This window comes from Streptomyces sp. NPDC048590 (assembly GCF_043199535.1).
Classification (GTDB): Bacteria; Actinomycetota; Actinomycetes; order Streptomycetales; family Streptomycetaceae; genus Streptomyces.
The window spans coordinates 198,974-216,132 of sequence record NZ_JBICWC010000011.1 but is presented as its reverse complement, the minus strand read 5'-3'; the positions used below and the strand labels follow the sequence as shown (position 1 = coordinate 216,132).

Here is a 17,159-nt window from a genome sequence, read left to right as displayed (position 1 = left end):
CGTGTGTAAGGATCCGCATCAACAACACTACAAACACGTGTAGTTGACGGTTAGTCATGCGTGATCACCCCCCGGGGAAAGGGGCGGATACGTGGTGGACGCAGGTCAGGGCGATGAGGTGCGGATATCCTTCGTCCAGCGAAGGATTCGCCGCAGCCCGTTGCTGTTCGCAGCCCCTCTGGTGATGCTCCTGCTGCTGCTGCTCGTCCTGCTCTGGGAGTCGGTCCGAGCCAATGTGGATCCGGGATCCCGGAACGACTGGCCATGGCGACTGCAGTTGCTGGACGTGCAGGTACTCGGGAGCTTGCTGGCCGTGGCCGGTGGCGGGGTCCTCGCTCGGGCCCAGTACGCCCGCACCGTTCGTCCATACCTGGGATGGCGTGGGGCTTGGCAGGCAGGTCTCCTGGGAGGGGGCTCCGAGGCCTGGAGAGTGGGCGTCATGAATGGTGGTCAGCACATCGCGGCCATCGATCGCATGGACTTCATGGTGGTGATCCCGTCGGGCGGTCAGGGCCACACCGTTCCAGGGCGGTGGGTCAACCAGTCCGAGGTGGTGACGGCGCTGACCGGGGCCGGCTTCGTCAATGGCGTGGACTTCCGGCTTGTCTCGTTCGGTCGCGGGTTCCCCCTGGTGGGAACCGGTAGCTACGAAACAGTTCTGGTCGGCGCATTCTCCACGAGATTCGTCGAGCACGTCCAGGCTCTCCACGTCCGCCTGCGAGTGACCGATGTCGTGGGTGACACCCACGAACGCATCGTCGACTGCATGAAGGGCGCGAAGCCGGAGGGTGGTGCTCCGGACGGCTGACATCCTGTCATCCGTGTCGAGCGTACGGGCGGACGTGGTCCCACTCGAATCGAGCCGGCCGGGTGAGCGCGACGGTGCAGCCCTCCTGCTGTGGTTGTGAGGCGTGAGGCAAGGGCGGTTCTCCGGGCCGTGACGCGGTGTGACGGGGGCCGTGACCGCACCTTGTGCGCGTGAGGCAGGTGACGTGGAAGGCCCCTGGCCGACCGGACCGGGAGCAGCTCTGCCTCCACTCACCCGTGCGGGTCAATGAGGCCCGGGTTTCGGCGCCCGCAATTCGGCGTAAACGAGGGATTTCGTCCTGCTGTGGCGTTTGCGGTGTCCTACCGGGGGAGTAAAGTCATGCCGCCGGATACTGTGAATATGCGGGAGCCGGCTTCGATCCAGTGTCCAGAAACAATCATCAAGGACGGCCGTGAAGACCTACGAAACCTCCCCTGCCTTCGCCATCGCGAAGAAGAGCCGTGTGCCTCTCGCCAAGATCGATGCCCGTGGTGCCGACGTCTCCAGGAAGATCGGACGGGTTTTCGGCGCCTCCACGGTTCGGCCGATGGGGACTTCGACCTTCAGCTCGGCACTCTGAGCAGAGGCCTGAAGTGGCTAGACTGGGGGAATGACAGGACCCCTGGTCCCTTTTCGCGAGATTGTGCTCAAGGTTCACAGTCGGTGTGATCTCGCGTGCGACCACTGCTACATCTATGAACACGCAGATCAGAGCTGGCGCACCCGCCCTAAGTCCATCTCTGACGAGGCTATTTCATGGACAGCTCGACGTTTGGCCGAGCATGCCTCGAAGCATGCACTCGATTCGATGTCAGTGATCCTGCATGGAGGCGAGCCGCTCCTGGCCGGCCCGGCGCGACTGCGCCAGGTCTGCGAGGAGCTCACCTCGGCGATGGACGGTATCGCTGAGCTGGACCTGAGGATCCATACCAACGGTGTCCAGCTCAGCCCCCGGTATCTCGATCTCTTCGACGAGTTCGACGTCAAGGTCGGTATCTCCCTCGACGGTGACCGAGTCGCGAACGACCGGCACCGCCTCTTCGCCAACGGTCGCAGCAGCCACCCGCTCGTCCTCCGAGCGGTCGAGCTCCTGCGACAGGACCGTTACCGGCACCTGGATCTCGGACTGCTGTGCACCATCGACGTCCGTAATGATCCAGTCGCTGTCTACGACGCGCTTGTCGACCTCGGCCCCCCACGCGTGGACTTCCTTCTGCCGCACGCGACCTGGGACGAGCCCCCACTGCGGCCCAACGGTTCGAATGCCGCCTACGCGGAATGGCTCCTCGCTGTCTTCGACCGATGGACGGACGACGGGCAGAAGGTGCCGGTGAGGCTTTTCGAGTCGGTGCTCTCCACCCTGAGCGGCGGCCCCAGCCTCACCGAATCCCTGGGGCTCGCGCCCACGGACCTCGTGGTCATCGAGACCGACGGTCAGATCGAGCAGGTGGATTCCCTCAAGAGCGCCTACGAGGGCGCGGCGGCGACCGGTTTCGACGTCTTTCGGCACACCTTGGACGAGGTGGCCGATCATCCAGGGGTGCGAACACGGCAACTCGGCCTGGCCGGTGTCAACGAGACCTGCCGCTCGTGCCCGGTCGTACGGTCGTGCGGTGGTGGCCTCTACACCCACCGCTACCGTTCGTCCAACGGCTTCGACAACCCGTCCGTGTACTGCGACGACCTCAAAGCTCTGGTGCGGGGGATCGAGACACGAACGAGTGCCGTCACGGTGTCGCCGGCGCTCACCAATCGCCAGGAACTGGTCGCCGAGCAGCATGATCTGACCCGTACGCTCCTTGCCGGCCTCCATGACGCGCTGGACGGCCGGGGCGGATTCCGATGGGACGAGGCCTGGGAGCTCGCGGGGGCTCTGGAGTCCACCGGTTCGGGCGCTGCCGGACTCGACCGGGTGCTGGCGCACCCTTACACCCGCACATGGCTTCTGGACACCCTGGAGGGGCTGCACGCCGAGCGCCCCGAGGCCGTCGGCCAGGCCCTGAGGCTGTCCGCGTACGTGGCAGCCGCCGCGGTGAGGTCCCGATCGGGTCAGTCGGTACCGACGGAGTTCCATGACGGCAGGCTCTTCCTGCCCACGCTCGGCGAGGTACGGATCGCGGGAGCGGGCGAGGCGGGCCGGGTAGGTGTGTGCGCCTCGGAGGACGGGTTCTCCGTTCATCGGGAGGGAAGCGGTGCGTGGCTGAACATCCCGATGGGAGCGGAGGGGCCCGAGTGGCGCCCGCTGCGGGAATTCGGCTTGGGGGGAGTTCCTCCGTTCGTCCTCGACGACCTGGACCCCTTCCGGGACTGCTACGTCGCGCCGGCCGCTCCCCGTCTGAACCAGGGGGAGGCGGACGCCTGGATCGAGGCTGTGGGAGTGGCCTGGAAACGGCTTGAGCGGGCGGCGCCCGGGGTCACGGCAGACGCCGCGGAGAGCCTGACCACACTCACGCCACTCCTTGACGGCCGTAGCGCGAGGCGGCCTCACGCGTACGGCGCCGTCGGACTCGGGATGACGAAGGATCCGGACGAACTCTTCCTCTGCCTGATGCAGGGGTTGCGGTGGACGCGCCTGAGGGCGTTGTTGGACCTCACGGATCTTTACGCGCTGGACGGGGAATGGGAGTACCGGCTTCCCTGGGAGCGGAATGTAAAGGTCCCTTTTTCTGATCTGCTTGCCCGCACATATGAACGCGTGGGACTTTCCTACCTCGTTCCCCGATTCCTGGAGGGTGTCCCCGAGGCGCTCGACATGATGGAAGTGGCGGCTGAGCCCACCGTGGGGGGAATGAGGCTGATCCAATCGCTCAGGGACGAGGTGGGGGGTGTGCATGAGGTGAGGGAGGTGAACATCGCCATCAATGCCGAAGATCAAGTGCCTGTTCGATGAGTGTCGGGCGGCGATGACCGAAAAGCGGCGTTGATTGACCGAACGTCATGGGGGTGGAGCATGGTCCGCTCCGGAATGATGAACTCTCTCGCAATTCCAGTTCCTGGGGTGCGAGTGCTCACACTGGACGGGGGTCGTGTGCACGCATGACGCAGCAGCGAGCGGCGGACCATCGGCCGTACTTCTTTCTGAGTTACGCGCATACACCGGGGTACGGCGGTGCAGCGGACCCGGATATGTGGGTCGAACGACTTTTCCAAGATCTCTGTGGTCATGTGATGGCGATGACCAACCTGCCCGCGGGAGCACAGGCGGGCTTCATGGACCGGGAGATACGCTCGGGCGAGGGGTGGTCCGAACGGCTGGGCAACGTACTCGCCAACTGCAGGGTCTTCGTGCCCTTGTTCTCGCCGCGCTACTTCGCCAGTGAGATGTGCGGCAAGGAGTGGTACGCCTTCGAGCAACGAGCCATCCATCAGCGAGCCAGGTCCAACCAGCCGGCCGAGGCGATCGTACCGGCCCTCTGGGTTCCGGTACCGGCCAGTCAACTCCCTGGTCCGGCCGAGCGATTACAGTTCAACCATCGAGATTTCGGTGAGCGCTACGTCAGTGACGGCCTCTACGGGCTGATCAAGCTCACCCTCTTCGCCCAGGACTACGAGCAGGCCGTCTACCACCTGGCCAAGCGGATCGTCCATGTCGCCGACACCGTGCAGCTCGGCTCGGGCAGGCCGCTCGACTTCCGGCTCGTGCCCAGTGCGTTCGGTGCGCCGGGCGACGGAGCAGGCGCACCGAGACCGATGCGGATCACCATCGCCGCGCCGACCCGCCACGATCTGCCGGAGGGCCGCAACCCGGAGTACTACGGGGACATCCCGCAGGAGTGGAATCCGTATCACCCCGCTGCCGCCAGGCCTCTGGCCTATGTCGCCGAGGAGCTGGTCAGATCCCTCAACTACCAGGCCAGTGTCGTGTCGTTCGACGAGGACATCGGGTCGCGCGGAATCAAGCAGTCTCCCAGCACACCGGAGATCCTCCTCGTGGACCGCTGGGCGCTGCAGGACGAAGACCTGAGGCGGCGCCTCGCCGCCTTCGACGCGGAGCACCGTCCGTGGGTGACGTTGGTCGTTCCCTGGTGCAGGGAGGACCATCAGAGCAGAGCTGCCGAGGCCGATCTGGTCGAGATGCTGGAGCGGACGATGCCGGTCAAGATGCGACAGGGGCGGGCCTTCTGCCGCGTCGCGGCCAAGGGGGTACCGAGCATGGAGGCGTTCGGCCAGATCCTTCCCCAGGTGGTCGAGGTGGCCGCCCAGCAGTATCTGCGCCACGCCACGGTCTATCCACCGGCCGGCGGGCGGCACAGTGAACGAACGCGGCTGATGGGTCCGATGGGCAACACACAGTTCATACCCGAGCACGACCCTGCGATGGATGCGGAGGACGTATGACAGCCGGTCGTGACGGGCGCATCGTCACTTTCTACTCGTACAAGGGCGGAACGGGGCGCACCATGGCCCTGGCCAACACGGCCTGGATCCTTGCCGCCAACGGGAAGCGGGTGCTGGCCGTCGACTGGGACCTGGAAGCGCCCGGACTGCACCGCTTCTTCCATCCCTTCCTCGATCCGGCGACGCTCGGCGCCACCACCGGTGTGATCGACCTGATCACCGAGTTCGCCTGGGCAGCGACCAACCCCGCTCAGCGTGCGGACGACTGGCATCGCGACTACGCCCGGATCCAGCCGCATGCCGTATCCCTCAGCCCGGAGGCGCTCGGCTGGGAGTTCCCGCGGGGCGGCACCCTCGACTTCGTCTCCGCCGGACGCCAGAATCGTGAGTACTCGGCGACCGTCTCGACCTTCGACTGGGACAACTTCTACGACCGTCTCGGGGGAGGCCACTTCTTCGACGCCCTGCGGGACGACATGAAGGCCAACTACGACTACGTCCTCATCGACAGTCGTACGGGTCTCAGTGACATCGCCGACATCTGCACCGTCCATCTCCCGGACGTACTGGTCGACTGCTTCACCCTCAGCGACCAGTCGATCGACGGCGCCGCCTCGGTGGCCCGGCAGATCGCGGAGCGCTACACCGGCCGGCCCATCTCGATCTTCCCCGTCCCGATGAGGATCGACGAGGGCGAGAAGGAGAAGGCCGACGCGGGCCGTGCGCTGGCCAGGCTGAAGTTCGACCGGCTGCCCCGTGATCTCTCGGGCGACGAACTCACCGCCTACTGGGGCGCGGTGGAGATCCCGTACCGTCCCTATTACGCGTACGAGGAGACTCTCGCCACCTTCGGTGACGAGGCGGGGCTCAGCAACTCCCTGCTGTCCGCGTTCGAGCGGCTGACCGCGGTCGTCACCCAGCAGGAGATCACCTCGATGCCCCCGGTGGGTGAGGAGGCGCGGCTTCGCATCCGAGACGCGTTCACCCGGCGCAGGCCCGCGTTGCCGGCGGATCTCCACCTCAGTTATGTCGCGGAGAATCGCATGTGGGCCGACTGGATCGAGTCCGTCCTGACGCGGGCCGGCTTCCGAGTGGTCCCGCGCGACGTCTCCGCGGAGGCGGGCCCGGCGGATCCCGGGCAGAGCGCCGCCGAGAACGCGACCCGCACGATCGTGCTGCTCTCGAGCGCCTACCTCAAGTCCCAGCGTGCCGTGGACCTGTGGGAGAGGTCGGTTGCCGAGGATCCAGGTGGCGGACGCCGGCAACTGCTCCCGCTGCGGATCAGTGATGTCCGGCTTTCGGCGCCGTACATCGACCGAAATCCGGTGGACCTGTTCAGGCTGGACGAAGTCCATGCCACGACTGCGCTGTTGCGGGCTCTGGACCGGCCGGTGCAGCTGGGGGACGGAGTATCGCCAGGTCCGCGCTTTCCCGGCACCGTGCCCAGAATCTGGAACGCGCCGCCGCGCAACCCCGGCTTCACCGGCCGCTCTCTGGTCCTGGAGAGGATGCGCGACCAGCTGGGCGGCGGCATGGCCGTGGTCCTTCCGCAGCCACAGACGCTGTACGGCCTCGGTGGTGTCGGAAAGACGCAGGTGGCGCTGGAGTATGTGCACCGCTTCATGGCCGACTACGACCTGGTCTGGTGGATATCGTCCGAGCAGACGGACGACGTGATCGCGGGGCTGGCGGAGCTGGCGGGTCGGCTCGGTGCTCAGGGCGGTGACGACATGGCGGCCGCCTCCCAGGAGGCAGTGGACCTGCTCAGGCGCGGTGTTCCCTCGGACCGGTGGCTGCTCGTCTTCGACAACGCCGACGACCCGGAACGTCTCAGGCGCTACTTTCCGCAAGGCGGATCCGGGCATATCCTCGTCACCTCCCGGAACCAGGCCTGGTCGCAGCACGGTGACGCTCTTCCCGTCGACGTCTTCCTCAGGGAGGAGTCGGTCGAGCACCTGCAGCGCAGAGCGCCCGGACTCAGCGCCGAAGACGCGGCGCAGGTGGCCACTGCCGTCGGTGACCTGCCGCTCGCTGTCGAGCAAGCCGCGGCCTGGATCGCCGAGACAGCCACCCCTGTCGACACCTATCTGGAGCAGCTGGCCCAACAGGCCCCTGAGGTCCTCGCCCTGAACCAGCCGCCCGGTTACCCGCAACCCGTCGCCGCGACCTGGAACATCTCCATCGAGCGGCTGAAGGAGCGCTCACCCGCCGCGGTCCGGCTGCTGCAACTCTGCGCGTTCTTCGCGCCCGAGCCGATCTCCGCGAATCTCCTTTACAGCAAGGAGATGATCGAGGCGCTCAAGCCCTACGACTCCTCGCTCCAGGAGAAACTGGTGCTCGGCCGGGTCATCAGGGAGATCGGCCGCTTCGCTCTCGCCAAGGTCGATCAGGTGTCGAACTCCATCCAGGTGCACCGCCTGGTCCAGGCGGTCATCAGGGCTCAGCTCAGCGAGGAGGAACAGGCCGAGGCCCGGCACGTCGTACACGTCATTCTGGCGGGCGCGCGGCCCGATGACACCGAGCCGATCGACAACCCCGAGAACTGGCCTCGTTTCGCCACGATCTGGCCGCACCTCGGTCCGTCCGACGCCCGATACTGCAGGGATCAGGAGACCCGCAGGCTACTGATCGACAGGGTGCGCTATCTCTGGAAGCGCGGTGACGTCAGAACCGCGGGGGCCCTGGGCGAGGAGCTCCGCGAGACATGGCTGGACATGCTGGGGGAGCGGGACATCCAGTATCTGTACCTCTGCTTCCACCTCTCCAACATTCTCCGCACGCGCGGAAGGTACGTGGAGGCCAAGGAGCTCGACGAGTTCACTCTGCGACTCCAGCGCGAGGTCCTGGGGCCGGAGCATCCGCACACCTACATGACCACGAGCGGCCTGGCCATCGACCTGGGTCTGCTCGGGGACTACACGCGTGCGATCGAGCTCGCGACCGAAGCCCATGACGGCTTCAACCAGATCTTCCACGAGAGGCATGCCCGGACGCTGGCGGCAGCCAACAATCTGGCGTTGAACCTGCGAAGTGTCGGGCAGTACGCAAAGGCCCGTGAGATCGACCAGGACTGCTACGACCTGCGTTCCGAAGTGCTCGGACAGGAGCACCCGCACAGTCTTTCGTCTGCCCTCAACCTGGCACGTGACCTGAGGGAGGTGGGGCGGTACGAGGACTCGGTGGCTCTGCTCAGCCGGACGTACGACAGTCTCAAGGCGACGCTCGGCAGGACGTATCCCACCACGCTCAGCGCCGCCAAGAGCCTTGCGGTCTCCTTGCGCAGAGCTGGGCAGTTGGAGGACGCCCGTCGGCTCACGGCGGCGACCAGGGCCAGGTACCGGGCGAAGTACACCTCCGCCAACCCTGAATCGCTGGCATGCGACCTCAACATGGCGGCAGATCTGTTTGCCGCCGAGGAGGCCGAGGGGGCAAGGGACACCGCGCAGGAAGTGGTGGACCAGTACATGAAGGTGCCAGGTGAGAGGCATCCGTACACCTTGGCGGCCCAGAACAACCTGGGTGTCTACCTCGCGGCGGCAGGTGCGGGCGAGGAGGGCGAGCAGTTGCTGACGCGGGTGGTGGCGTCGATGCGTGAGATCTTCGGGCGTGAGCACCCGAACACCCTGCTGTGCGTCATGAATCTGGCCAATGCCACGGCTGACAGGGGGGATCTGGAACTCGTACTCGAAACCGAGCGCAAGGTGGCTTCCCAGCTCAGGGAAGTACTCGGCGCGCACCACCCCGAGACTCTGGCCATGACCTCGAACCTCGCCGTCACGCTCAATGCGCTGGGGCGGAGCGACGAGGCACTCAGGGTGCGTGCCGAGACCGGCGACGAGCTGGCCCGGCAGCTCGGTGACGATCACCCGCTCACCCGTATCGCACGTGACGAGCGGAGGTTCCAGCGGGAGCTGGAACCCATGGCGGTGTGAGCCGTGGGTTCCGGGCTCCGCCAGGGCGGAGCCCGGAACACCTTGATCCCGCCTTCCCCGGCAGGGAAGGCGGGACTCCTGGACCACTGCGCCCGCCGGGCATGGGCGCCGGGGCAGGAGTCAGCCGGTCGTCACTTCTCCCTCTTCCAGCAGCCAGTTGAGCACCGAGGGAAGGACGGAGAGCGCGTCGAAGTGCGCTGCCGCGGGCTCCAGGACCGCTGTGGCGCCCGGGATCTGGTCGGCCAGCCAGCGGGAGTGGCCCACGGGCGAGAACACGTCCTTCACCCCGTGCCACAGCATCACGGGGCACTTGATGTCCGCGAGGTCGAAGCCCCACGGCCGGCAGAAGGCGATGGCGTCGTCGATCCAGCCGTATGCCGATGTGCGCAGGCCCTCCCGGTAGTTGGCGAGCAGCATCGTGCGGATCCCGGCGTCGTTGACCACCGTCCGGTCGGAGTCGGTCAGCTCCTGGCGGAGGTCGTCCAGGAGCCGGACCGGGTTCTGGCGGATCTCTGCCGAGCGGCTGATGAAGGATTCCGCCAGCCCGTCCGGATCCGCCGCCGCCGTGGAATAGGCGAGCACGTTCGAGGCGGCCATCCCGTCGAACCAGTCGAGCCCTTCGGCGTCCCAGGGAGCCAGGCTGACCAGCGCGGCGCTCCGGGTCACCCGGTCCGGCAACAGCGCGGCGCAGGCCAGAGCGTGCGGGGCGCCGCCCGACCTGCCCACCACGGCGAAGCGTTCGAGACCGAGTGAGTCCGCGATCGCCCGTACGTCGTCGACGACGTCCCGCACACGGCGGCCCGGGAGCCGGTCGGAGCCGCCGTAGCCCGGCCGGTCGTAGGTGATCAGTTGTGTCTTGCGCTGGTAGAGCACCATGCCGCGCGGTGCGGGCCCGAGCCGGCTGCCGGGCATTCCGTGCAGGAGGAACACCGGTCTGCCCCGGGGGTCTCCTTGACGCTCGACCAACAGATGGCGTCCGTCCGCCACACGCACCCGACTCCGCACGCTTCCCCCTCCGCTCGGTCATTCCGCTCGGGTTGGGCATCAACTGCCCTTCATGTGCTGCAAGTTCGATGATGACTCATTCCTCGTGACATCGGCCACCATCTGTCGGTACACGCCGGTGGTGTTCGAGATGTTCGGGAGCACTCGGTGGTGTTCGGCTTCAGGAGTGCTCTGCACAGAATTCGGACTCCAGGCGCTGTTTCAGGACAGGACTAGTCCTCACCCACCGCCGATATTCCGTCGCCCCGGGTGTTCGCGATCGGAACCGACGTGGTGGAACACCTGATGTGTGAACGCCCCGCGGGTGAACGGTTGTCGTCGTGTGCGCGTCCGGAAGTCGACCTTGTGTGCTATCGGCGGCGTCGGAATAGTGGGCGCCCCATCCTCCGTGTTCCGGACACCCCACTTGTCCGTGCACGGCCCCACAGGAGGTCGAAGTTGAAGCACCGACGCATATCCAGGAAGCGAATGGCGATGGCCGGATCGGCCGTCCTCGCCCTGGTCGCAGCAGGAGTGACGTTCCAGACTGCGAACGCCAGTGACGATGTGCCCCAGTTCACGGCGAAGACGCTGACCGCCCACACGGCCGGAAGTCTCGCCGCCACCCTGGACAGGACTCTGGGAGGCGACACCGCCGGTTCGTACTACGACGCCCGGGCGAAGAACCTCGTCGTCAACGTCGTGGACGAGGCCGCGGCCGAGCAGGTCCGCCAGGCCGGCGGCAAGGCCAGACTCGTCCAGCACACGCTCGCCGAGCTCACGGGTGCCCGGCAGACCCTCGCGGACAAGGCGACCATCCCCGGCACCTCGTGGGCGGTCGACCCGGTCAGCAACAAGGTCGTCGTCACGGCGGACCGTACGGTCGGCGGAGCGGCCTGGGAGAAGCTCGGCAAGGTGGTCGACGGACTCGGCTCGAAGGCCGAACTCAAGAAGTCGGAGGGGGAGTTCAAGCCGCTGATCGCGGGCGGTGACGCGATCTGGGGCAACGGCGGCCGGTGCTCGCTCGGCTTCAACGTCGTCAAGGACGGCGAGCCGTACTTCCTGACCGCCGGACACTGCACCGAATCGATCACCAGCTGGTCCGAGACGCAGGGCGGCGCCGAGATCGGGGCGAACGAGGGCTCCAGCTTCCCGGACAACGACTACGGCCTGGTCAAGTACACCTCCGACGTGGCGCACCCGAGCGAGGTGGACCTCTACAACGGCTCCACCCAGGCCATCACGCAGGCGGGCGACGCCACCGTCGGGATGACGGTGACCCGCAGTGGCTCCACCACCCAGGTCCACGACGGTGAGGTCACCGCCCTGGACGCCACGGTGAACTACGGCAACGGCGACATCGTCAACGGCCTCATCCAGACCACGGTCTGCGCCGAGCCCGGTGACAGCGGTGGCGCGCTCTTCTCGGGCGAGACCGCGCTCGGCCTGACCTCGGGCGGCAGCGGCGACTGCTCCTCGGGCGGCGAGACGTTCTTCCAGCCGGTGCCGGAGGCGCTGGCGGCGTACGGCGCCGAGATCGGCTGACGCCTGCTCGCTCCACCGCGGCCCGCCCGCCCCGCCCGCCACGCACGGGGCGGGCGGGCCGTCGGCCTTCCGGCCTGGCGGTTCGTGCCGCACGTCCCGCTTGCCACCGTTCACCGCGGGGGAGGCGCGACCGTCACTCGACGGGCGTGAGCCCGCCCGCGGCGAGCCGGTCACCCATGTCGTCCGCGAGGCCTCTGCCGAGCACGTCCGTGCTCGTCAGCAGCTCGCGCGACGCGGCTTCCAGCTCGGAACGCGGGGGCAGCCCATGGGGCCGGCGCTGATCGGTGGCCAGCTCCTCGTAACCCCGGTCAGACAACTCTGAACACCGCGTACGGCACGCTCAAGATGTATGGGCCGCGCCGGCCAGGTACGCCGAGGCGCTGGCGGATCTGGAGGGTGCGTTCCACGCGGATGTCTGGCCCCATCTGGGAGCGCTGAGGAAGACGATGCGGGATGACCTGGGCATCGAGGAGTGACGGTCCCAGCCGCCGTTCGCCTGGGCGTCGTCGGTGTACCGCATCGCACCGATCACCCCAGGCGTCCTAGGGTGACGGGATGACGCTGCCTGCCGACCGGATCGCCCTCGGCCTGCTCGACGCCCATCTGGAGGGGCTGTGCGACGGAGCGGCACTCCCGCTGCTGCCCGAGGGACTCGACGATCGCGCCGTCGGCGAGGCCGGCGACCTCGTACGCTGGGCCCTTGACCGGCTCCGGGGCGTTCCGCGGCAGCCGGTCGGCGACTTCGCGCGGGAAGTCGGCGGTCTGCTCGGGGAGTTCCGTACGCGGGTGTGCCCGTGGAACGCGGCGGCGGTCCGCCTGCTGGGCGACTCGTACAACTTCGTGGCCACGGGCCCGCGCTCGCACGAGGACTGGGCGCACGACGTGCTTGCGGTGCTGCACCGATCGGTCCGTGACCCACGCGGCTGGATCCGGCTGGATCCGGACCGCGCCAACGCCGCTCGCCACAGTGTGCCCGCGTATCCCTTCGACCCGCCTGCCGCACCGCAATTGGCCCAGTGCCTGCATCCCCTGGAGGGAGAGGCGGCGGTTGCCGCGCTCGCCGTCATGACCGAGGAGTGGATGGGGGAGCCTGCTCCCGTGCGAACCCGCCCGGACCAGGGAGCCGTTCTGGCGGATGCCCGGACACTCCTCGACCGGTACGGGCCGGGCGCGGGCTACTGGACCAACGCGACGGCCGCCGCGTCCGACCCGGCCCCCGACTTCATCGCGGCAGGCCTCAAGGGCACCGGTTCCCACCGCTTCCTCACCGGCGAGTACCTCAACGGCCTCGATCTGTACGAGGATCTCGGCGTGATCGCGGTGGGCCGCGACGAGGTCGGCGTCTTCTGGTCGATCGGCGCGTACTGACGAACGACCGGCAGCGGGGCCGTTCCCGACCGCTTCGGCTGCTGCCGGACGGAGACCGGGGTGACCCGCGGTCGGGACCCGCCGAGCGGGTACTCCGTCAGCGCGGACATGATGAGGGGCCCGACGGGAGTGGCTGGGCGGACGCCGGCCGTCAGGCCCACGCGCAGTCGGCTGCATCGCCGTTCACGGGAGAGAGCTACCTGCTTCGGGACGGTCGGCCCGCCGTTCGGACGGCCTTGGTGGAGCAGTCCTGCGAACTCTTCCTGGGCAGCGCGAACCTCACGGAATCGGCCGCCCGGCGCAAATCGAGGCAGAGGCCCTGATCCCGGGCGGGGACGCGCCGCAGCGAGCTGCCGAGCACATCGTGGAGCTGCAGCGCCGGGGGGTGCTGCGGCGGTTCCATGTGTGACGCCGGGTGACGGGTCGGGCCGACGCGCCCGGAGCGTCTCGTGTGCACCAGGAGCCCGGGGGGCCTGGTGCACACGGCGAGCCGCGGTGCGACCGTGGGCTGAGGCGAGGCCGAGGCCGTGCCGCCCGGTCCGGGAGGTTGCCGTCAGGCGGTCCGCGACCGGCTGTCCAGGGCTCCCTTGGCCGGTGTGACGCCGAAGATGTCCACCGCGTGGTAGTACGTCCATGCCGTGCTGTTGCACGCCGTCAGCTGCGCGCCGGAGTAGGCGGCGCACACCCGTTTGAGGTCCGAGTGGAAGGCGGAATCGATGCGGGACTTGTTCGCTGAGAACGTGCCCGCGGCCTTGTAGTTGCGGTAACCGAAGTCGTGCCGGGCGCAGGCCGTCTGGAAGGGGAAGCCGAACGGGTTGTCCGGAGAGGTGCTGCAGTAGTCCGTCGACCAGTCGAAGCCGTACGCGGACCAGGCGCCCTGGTTGTTGCGGGCGGAGTTCCAGGCGCTGTAGCTGGAGGCGCTCGTCTGGGTCCAGGAGCTGAGGACCTGTGGCTTGTCCGACGGGGCGGCCGAAGCGGAGCCGGCGGGTATCAGGGCGAGCGGGAGCGACAGAGCGACTGCGGAGAGCGGGACGGTGAATCTGCGGCGCATGGGCAACCTCCGGTGAAGGGAAGCGGGTTGTGCCGACCGTGCTCCTCGCGGGTCGCGCGAGGCCGCTCCAGAATGCCGCCATGCACCTGTCATGGCTAGTGGCTTCGCTCACTGGTCACCAGGAGTTCGACCGTGCCTCGGGCGCTCCGGCAGGAGTGCCCGCCCTCGTGGCGGGTCAGGGCGTACGGAAGTGCCCCGGCCGCGGTGCTCGACACGTGTGAGCACTACGGCCGGGGCGCGCCTCGGGCCTCAGGCGGCGGAAGGATTCCGGCGGTGGGTCCGTCAGAGGTGCCGCCGGGAGTTGAGCCGGGCTGCCTGGCGGGTCAGGTGGTCGCGTTCGGCGAGGTTGGATGCCGCGCGGGCCGCCTCGGCGTACAGCCGTGCCGCCGTGGCCGTGTCACCGTCGCGCTCGTGGAGGTAGGCCGCCACCGCGGTGTGGCGGGGAAGGGAGGCGTCCAGCTCCGCGAGCGCCGCCAGGCCGGCGCGCGGTCCGTCGGCCTCCCCGACGGCGACCGCCCGGTTGAGCCGCACGACCGGGCTGTCGGTCAGGCGCGCCAGTTCGTCGTACCACTCGACGATCTGCACCCAGTCGGTCTCCTCGGCGGTGGGCGCGTCGGCGTGGAGTGCCGCGATGGCGGCCTGCGCCTGGAACTCGCCCAGCCTGTCGCGGGCGAGGGCCGCCTGGAGGATCCCGACGCCCTCGGCGATCAGCGCGGTGTCCCACCGGCCGCGGTCCTGTTCGGCGAGCGGGACCAGGCTGCCGTCGGGCGCGGTCCTGGCTCCGCGCCGGGCGTGGTGGAGCAGCATGAGGGCCAGCAGTCCCGCCGCCTCGGGGTGGTCGACGGCGGCGGTGAGCTGCCGGGTGAGCCGGATGGCCTCTCCGGCGAGGTCGACGTCGCCGGAGTAGCCCTCGTTGAAGACGAGGTAGAGGACGCGCAGCACGGTGGCGACGTCCCCGGGCCGGGTGAACCGCACGCCTGACACGGTGCGCTTCGCCCGGCTGATGCGCTGCGCCATGGTGGCCTCGGGCACCAGGTAGGCATCGGCGATCTGGCGTGTGGTGAGACCGCCGACGGCGCGCAGGGTGAGCGCGACGGCGGACGCCGGGGTGAGTGAGGGGTGGGCGCAGAGGAAGTAGAGCTGGAGCGTGTCGTCCACCTCGGGCGCGGGCCCCGGGGCCGGTTCCTCGTCGACGAGGTCCTCGCGGCGGCGTCGGGAGGCGTCCGCCCGGGCCCCGTCGAGGAACCGGTGCCAGGCCACGGTGACCAGCCAGCCCTTCGCGTCCCGCGGAGGTTCGGCCGGCCAGACGCGGACCGCTTGGAGCAGTGCGTCCTGCACGGCGTCCTCGGCCGCCGCGAAGTCGGCTCCGCGGCGGACGAGGATCGCGAGCACACCGGGGGTGAGGCTGCGCAGCAGTGCCTCATCCATGGGTGGGATCACTCCGTGACGGTGGGCAGCTCGGTCAGGAACGGGCGCAGCTCCAGCCACTCGTGGATCGGCTCCCCGCCGGCTCCGGGGGCGGCCGACAGCTCGCCGGCCAGTTCGACGGCGCGTTCGTAGGTGTCGACGTCGATCACCATCCAGCCGGCGATGAGGTCCTTGGTCTCGGCGAACGGGCCGTCGGTGACCGGCGGGCGTCCCTCGCCGTCGTACCGGACGAACGTGCCGGTGGGTGCCAGGGCCTGGCCGTCGACGTACTCGCCGGTCCCTTCGAGCCGGGTGGCGAAGTCCTGCATGTACTGCATGTGCGCCGAGATCTCCTGGGGCGTCCACTTCTCCATCGGTACGTCGTTGGCCGGGGCCGGGGCGCCGCGGTAGTGCTTGAGAAGCAGGTACTTGGCCATGGTGTTCCTCCTTGCCGGTGCGACCATTGTGGTCGCGTTCACCACGGGGACGGAGCCGGTCCCGGGTTCTCGACATCGCCGCCCGATATTTTTTCGGAGACCTGGCTCCGGACGTGCGGGCGCTGCGGTGAACGTCCCCGAACGTCCCTGTACGCCGTGGTCCCAGGTGCCGCATCCCGTACGCGGGGTCCCCGTACGCGGGGTCTCAGCCGAGGTGCGAGCCGCCGCGGGGGACGGTCGTCGTCCGCCGCGTCCCGGCGGCGTCGCCCCGGCGGCGCATCGACAGCAGCAGGGTCAGGGCCGTACCCGCCACCGCCCAGGCGGAGAGGACCAGCAGGGGGCCGGTGACCGCGTTGCCGTGGAAGTACGCGACTGAGCGGGCGACCCACGTCCCCGCGCCGGGTGGCAGGGCAGGGCCGATCGCCCGCCAGAAGTCCGGCAGCATCGGCAGGGGGAAGGCGCCGCCCGCGCTCGGGTTGCCCGCGACGACGATGATCAGGACGGCCAGGCCGATGCCGACGATGCCGGTGAGCGCTTCCAGGGCGAGCGTGGTCATGCCGACCGCGAAGACGGTCAGGGCGCCCAGGCCGGCCAGGGCCCACACGCTGCCCGGCAGTGCTCCGAGGACCGGCCCGATGATGACCGCGCCGCCGATCCCGCCCGCGATCGAGTACAGCGCCATCACCGCCGTGCGGATCACGGCGCGCTGCCGGTCGGCGGGCTTGGCGCCGGCGCTGATCGCCAGGATCGAGGCGCAGAGGTAGCCGCCGACGCACCAGCCCACGACCAGGTAGAACGACGAGAGCCCGTCGAAGTCGTCCGGGGACGCGCGGGGCCACGTCCACGGTCCGTACCGTGCGCTTCCGGGGGCCTTCGGTCTCCTTGATGACCGTGGCCAGCGAGGTGGCCAGCACGGTGCCGCCGCCGGAGGCGACGAGCAGGGTGTCGGTCGTTCCGGTGGGGCTGACGATCAGGGCGCCGTCGATGTCGCGGTTCTCGACCTGCCGGCGGGCTTCGGCCGCGTCGGGGACCGCGCGTGGGTCCAGCGGTCCTCCCGGCAGGCCGTCGAGCTGGGTGACGAGCTGCCCGGACACCTGCTGCGGGGCGACGACCCCGAAGGGGACGTCCGTCGGGTCGGGCCGGTGCAGCGCGCCGACGTAGGAGGCGATGAACAGCAGCTGCAGTGCCAGCACACCGACGACCAGCAGCGCGGCCCGTGCGGTGACGGCGTTCTTCACCTCGTCAGCGAAAGCCATGCCCCCACGGTCGGAGAAGGGCGACGTCCGCGC

Annotated in this window: 12 protein-coding genes and 1 pseudogene; 7 read left to right on the top strand and 6 right to left on the bottom strand. The window is 68.7% G+C overall.

Going from position 1 to position 17,159, the window contains the following annotated elements:
- Positions 1-91 precede the first annotated feature (91 nt).
- The 5 genes from ACGFNN_RS29495 (at position 92) to fxsT (ending at position 9,078) form a co-directional block, all read left to right on the top strand.
- Complete coding sequence (locus tag ACGFNN_RS29495) at positions 92-808, top strand: hypothetical protein (RefSeq protein WP_393560421.1); 717 nt, start codon at positions 92-94, stop codon at positions 806-808.
- 412 nt (positions 809-1,220) lie between these two features.
- Complete coding sequence (locus ACGFNN_RS29490) at positions 1,221-1,388, top strand: FXSXX-COOH protein (RefSeq protein WP_393560419.1); 168 nt, start codon at positions 1,221-1,223, stop codon at positions 1,386-1,388.
- A 30-nt stretch (positions 1,389-1,418) separates the two neighbouring features.
- Positions 1,419-3,698, top strand: a complete 2,280-nt coding sequence (gene fxsBH / locus ACGFNN_RS29485) for a radical SAM/SPASM protein FxsBH, inactivated beta-hydroxylase extension form (protein ID WP_393560417.1) — start codon at positions 1,419-1,421, stop codon at positions 3,696-3,698.
- A 146-nt stretch (positions 3,699-3,844) separates the two neighbouring features.
- Positions 3,845-5,146, top strand: a complete 1,302-nt coding sequence (gene fsxC / locus ACGFNN_RS29480; RefSeq protein ID WP_393560415.1) for an FxsC protein — start codon at positions 3,845-3,847, stop codon at positions 5,144-5,146.
- Positions 5,143-9,078 (top strand): FxSxx-COOH system tetratricopeptide repeat protein, encoded by a 3,936-nt coding sequence (gene fxsT, locus ACGFNN_RS29475; protein WP_393560414.1) that lies wholly within the window; start codon positions 5,143-5,145, stop codon positions 9,076-9,078. Before fsxC ends, fxsT begins: the two co-directional genes overlap by 4 nt.
- A gap of 120 nt (positions 9,079-9,198) precedes the next feature.
- Here fxsT and ACGFNN_RS29470 read toward each other — a convergent pair whose 3' ends face one another.
- Entirely contained in the window at positions 9,199-10,083 is an 885-nt protein-coding gene (locus tag ACGFNN_RS29470) for an alpha/beta fold hydrolase (protein ID WP_393560412.1), read from the bottom strand.
- A 345-nt stretch (positions 10,084-10,428) separates the two neighbouring features.
- On the opposite strand from ACGFNN_RS29470, the gene ACGFNN_RS29465 reads away from it, so the two are divergent.
- Positions 10,429-11,607: a S1 family peptidase gene (locus ACGFNN_RS29465; RefSeq protein WP_393560410.1), complete on the top strand. Its 1,179-nt coding sequence runs from the start codon at positions 10,429-10,431 to the stop codon at positions 11,605-11,607.
- A gap of 133 nt (positions 11,608-11,740) precedes the next feature.
- Here ACGFNN_RS29465 and ACGFNN_RS29460 read toward each other — a convergent pair whose 3' ends face one another.
- A complete protein-coding gene (locus tag ACGFNN_RS29460) occupies positions 11,741-11,923 on the bottom strand; it encodes a hypothetical protein (protein WP_393560408.1) in 183 nt (60 codons plus the stop codon).
- A 239-nt stretch (positions 11,924-12,162) separates the two neighbouring features.
- On the opposite strand from ACGFNN_RS29460, the gene ACGFNN_RS29455 reads away from it, so the two are divergent.
- Positions 12,163-12,975 carry a hypothetical protein gene (locus tag ACGFNN_RS29455; protein WP_393560407.1) on the top strand — a complete coding sequence of 271 codons (813 nt, stop codon included), beginning with the start codon at positions 12,163-12,165 and terminating at the stop codon, positions 12,973-12,975.
- 553 nt (positions 12,976-13,528) lie between these two features.
- Here ACGFNN_RS29455 and ACGFNN_RS29450 read toward each other — a convergent pair.
- The 4 genes and pseudogenes from ACGFNN_RS29450 to ACGFNN_RS29435 form a co-directional block, all read right to left on the bottom strand.
- Positions 13,529-14,026, bottom strand: a complete 498-nt coding sequence (locus ACGFNN_RS29450) for a phospholipase (RefSeq protein ID WP_393560405.1) — start codon at positions 14,024-14,026, stop codon at positions 13,529-13,531.
- A gap of 282 nt (positions 14,027-14,308) precedes the next feature.
- Positions 14,309-15,454: an RNA polymerase sigma factor gene (locus tag ACGFNN_RS29445; RefSeq protein WP_393560403.1), complete on the bottom strand. Its 1,146-nt coding sequence runs from the start codon at positions 15,452-15,454 to the stop codon at positions 14,309-14,311.
- Positions 15,455-15,462: 8 nt separating this feature from the next.
- A complete protein-coding gene (locus ACGFNN_RS29440; protein ID WP_362548690.1) occupies positions 15,463-15,870 on the bottom strand; it encodes a YciI family protein in 408 nt (135 codons plus the stop codon).
- Between the two features lie 205 nt (positions 15,871-16,075).
- Positions 16,076-17,126 (bottom strand): annotated as a pseudogene (locus ACGFNN_RS29435) (DUF3533 domain-containing protein).
- Positions 17,127-17,159: the final 33 nt, after the last annotated feature.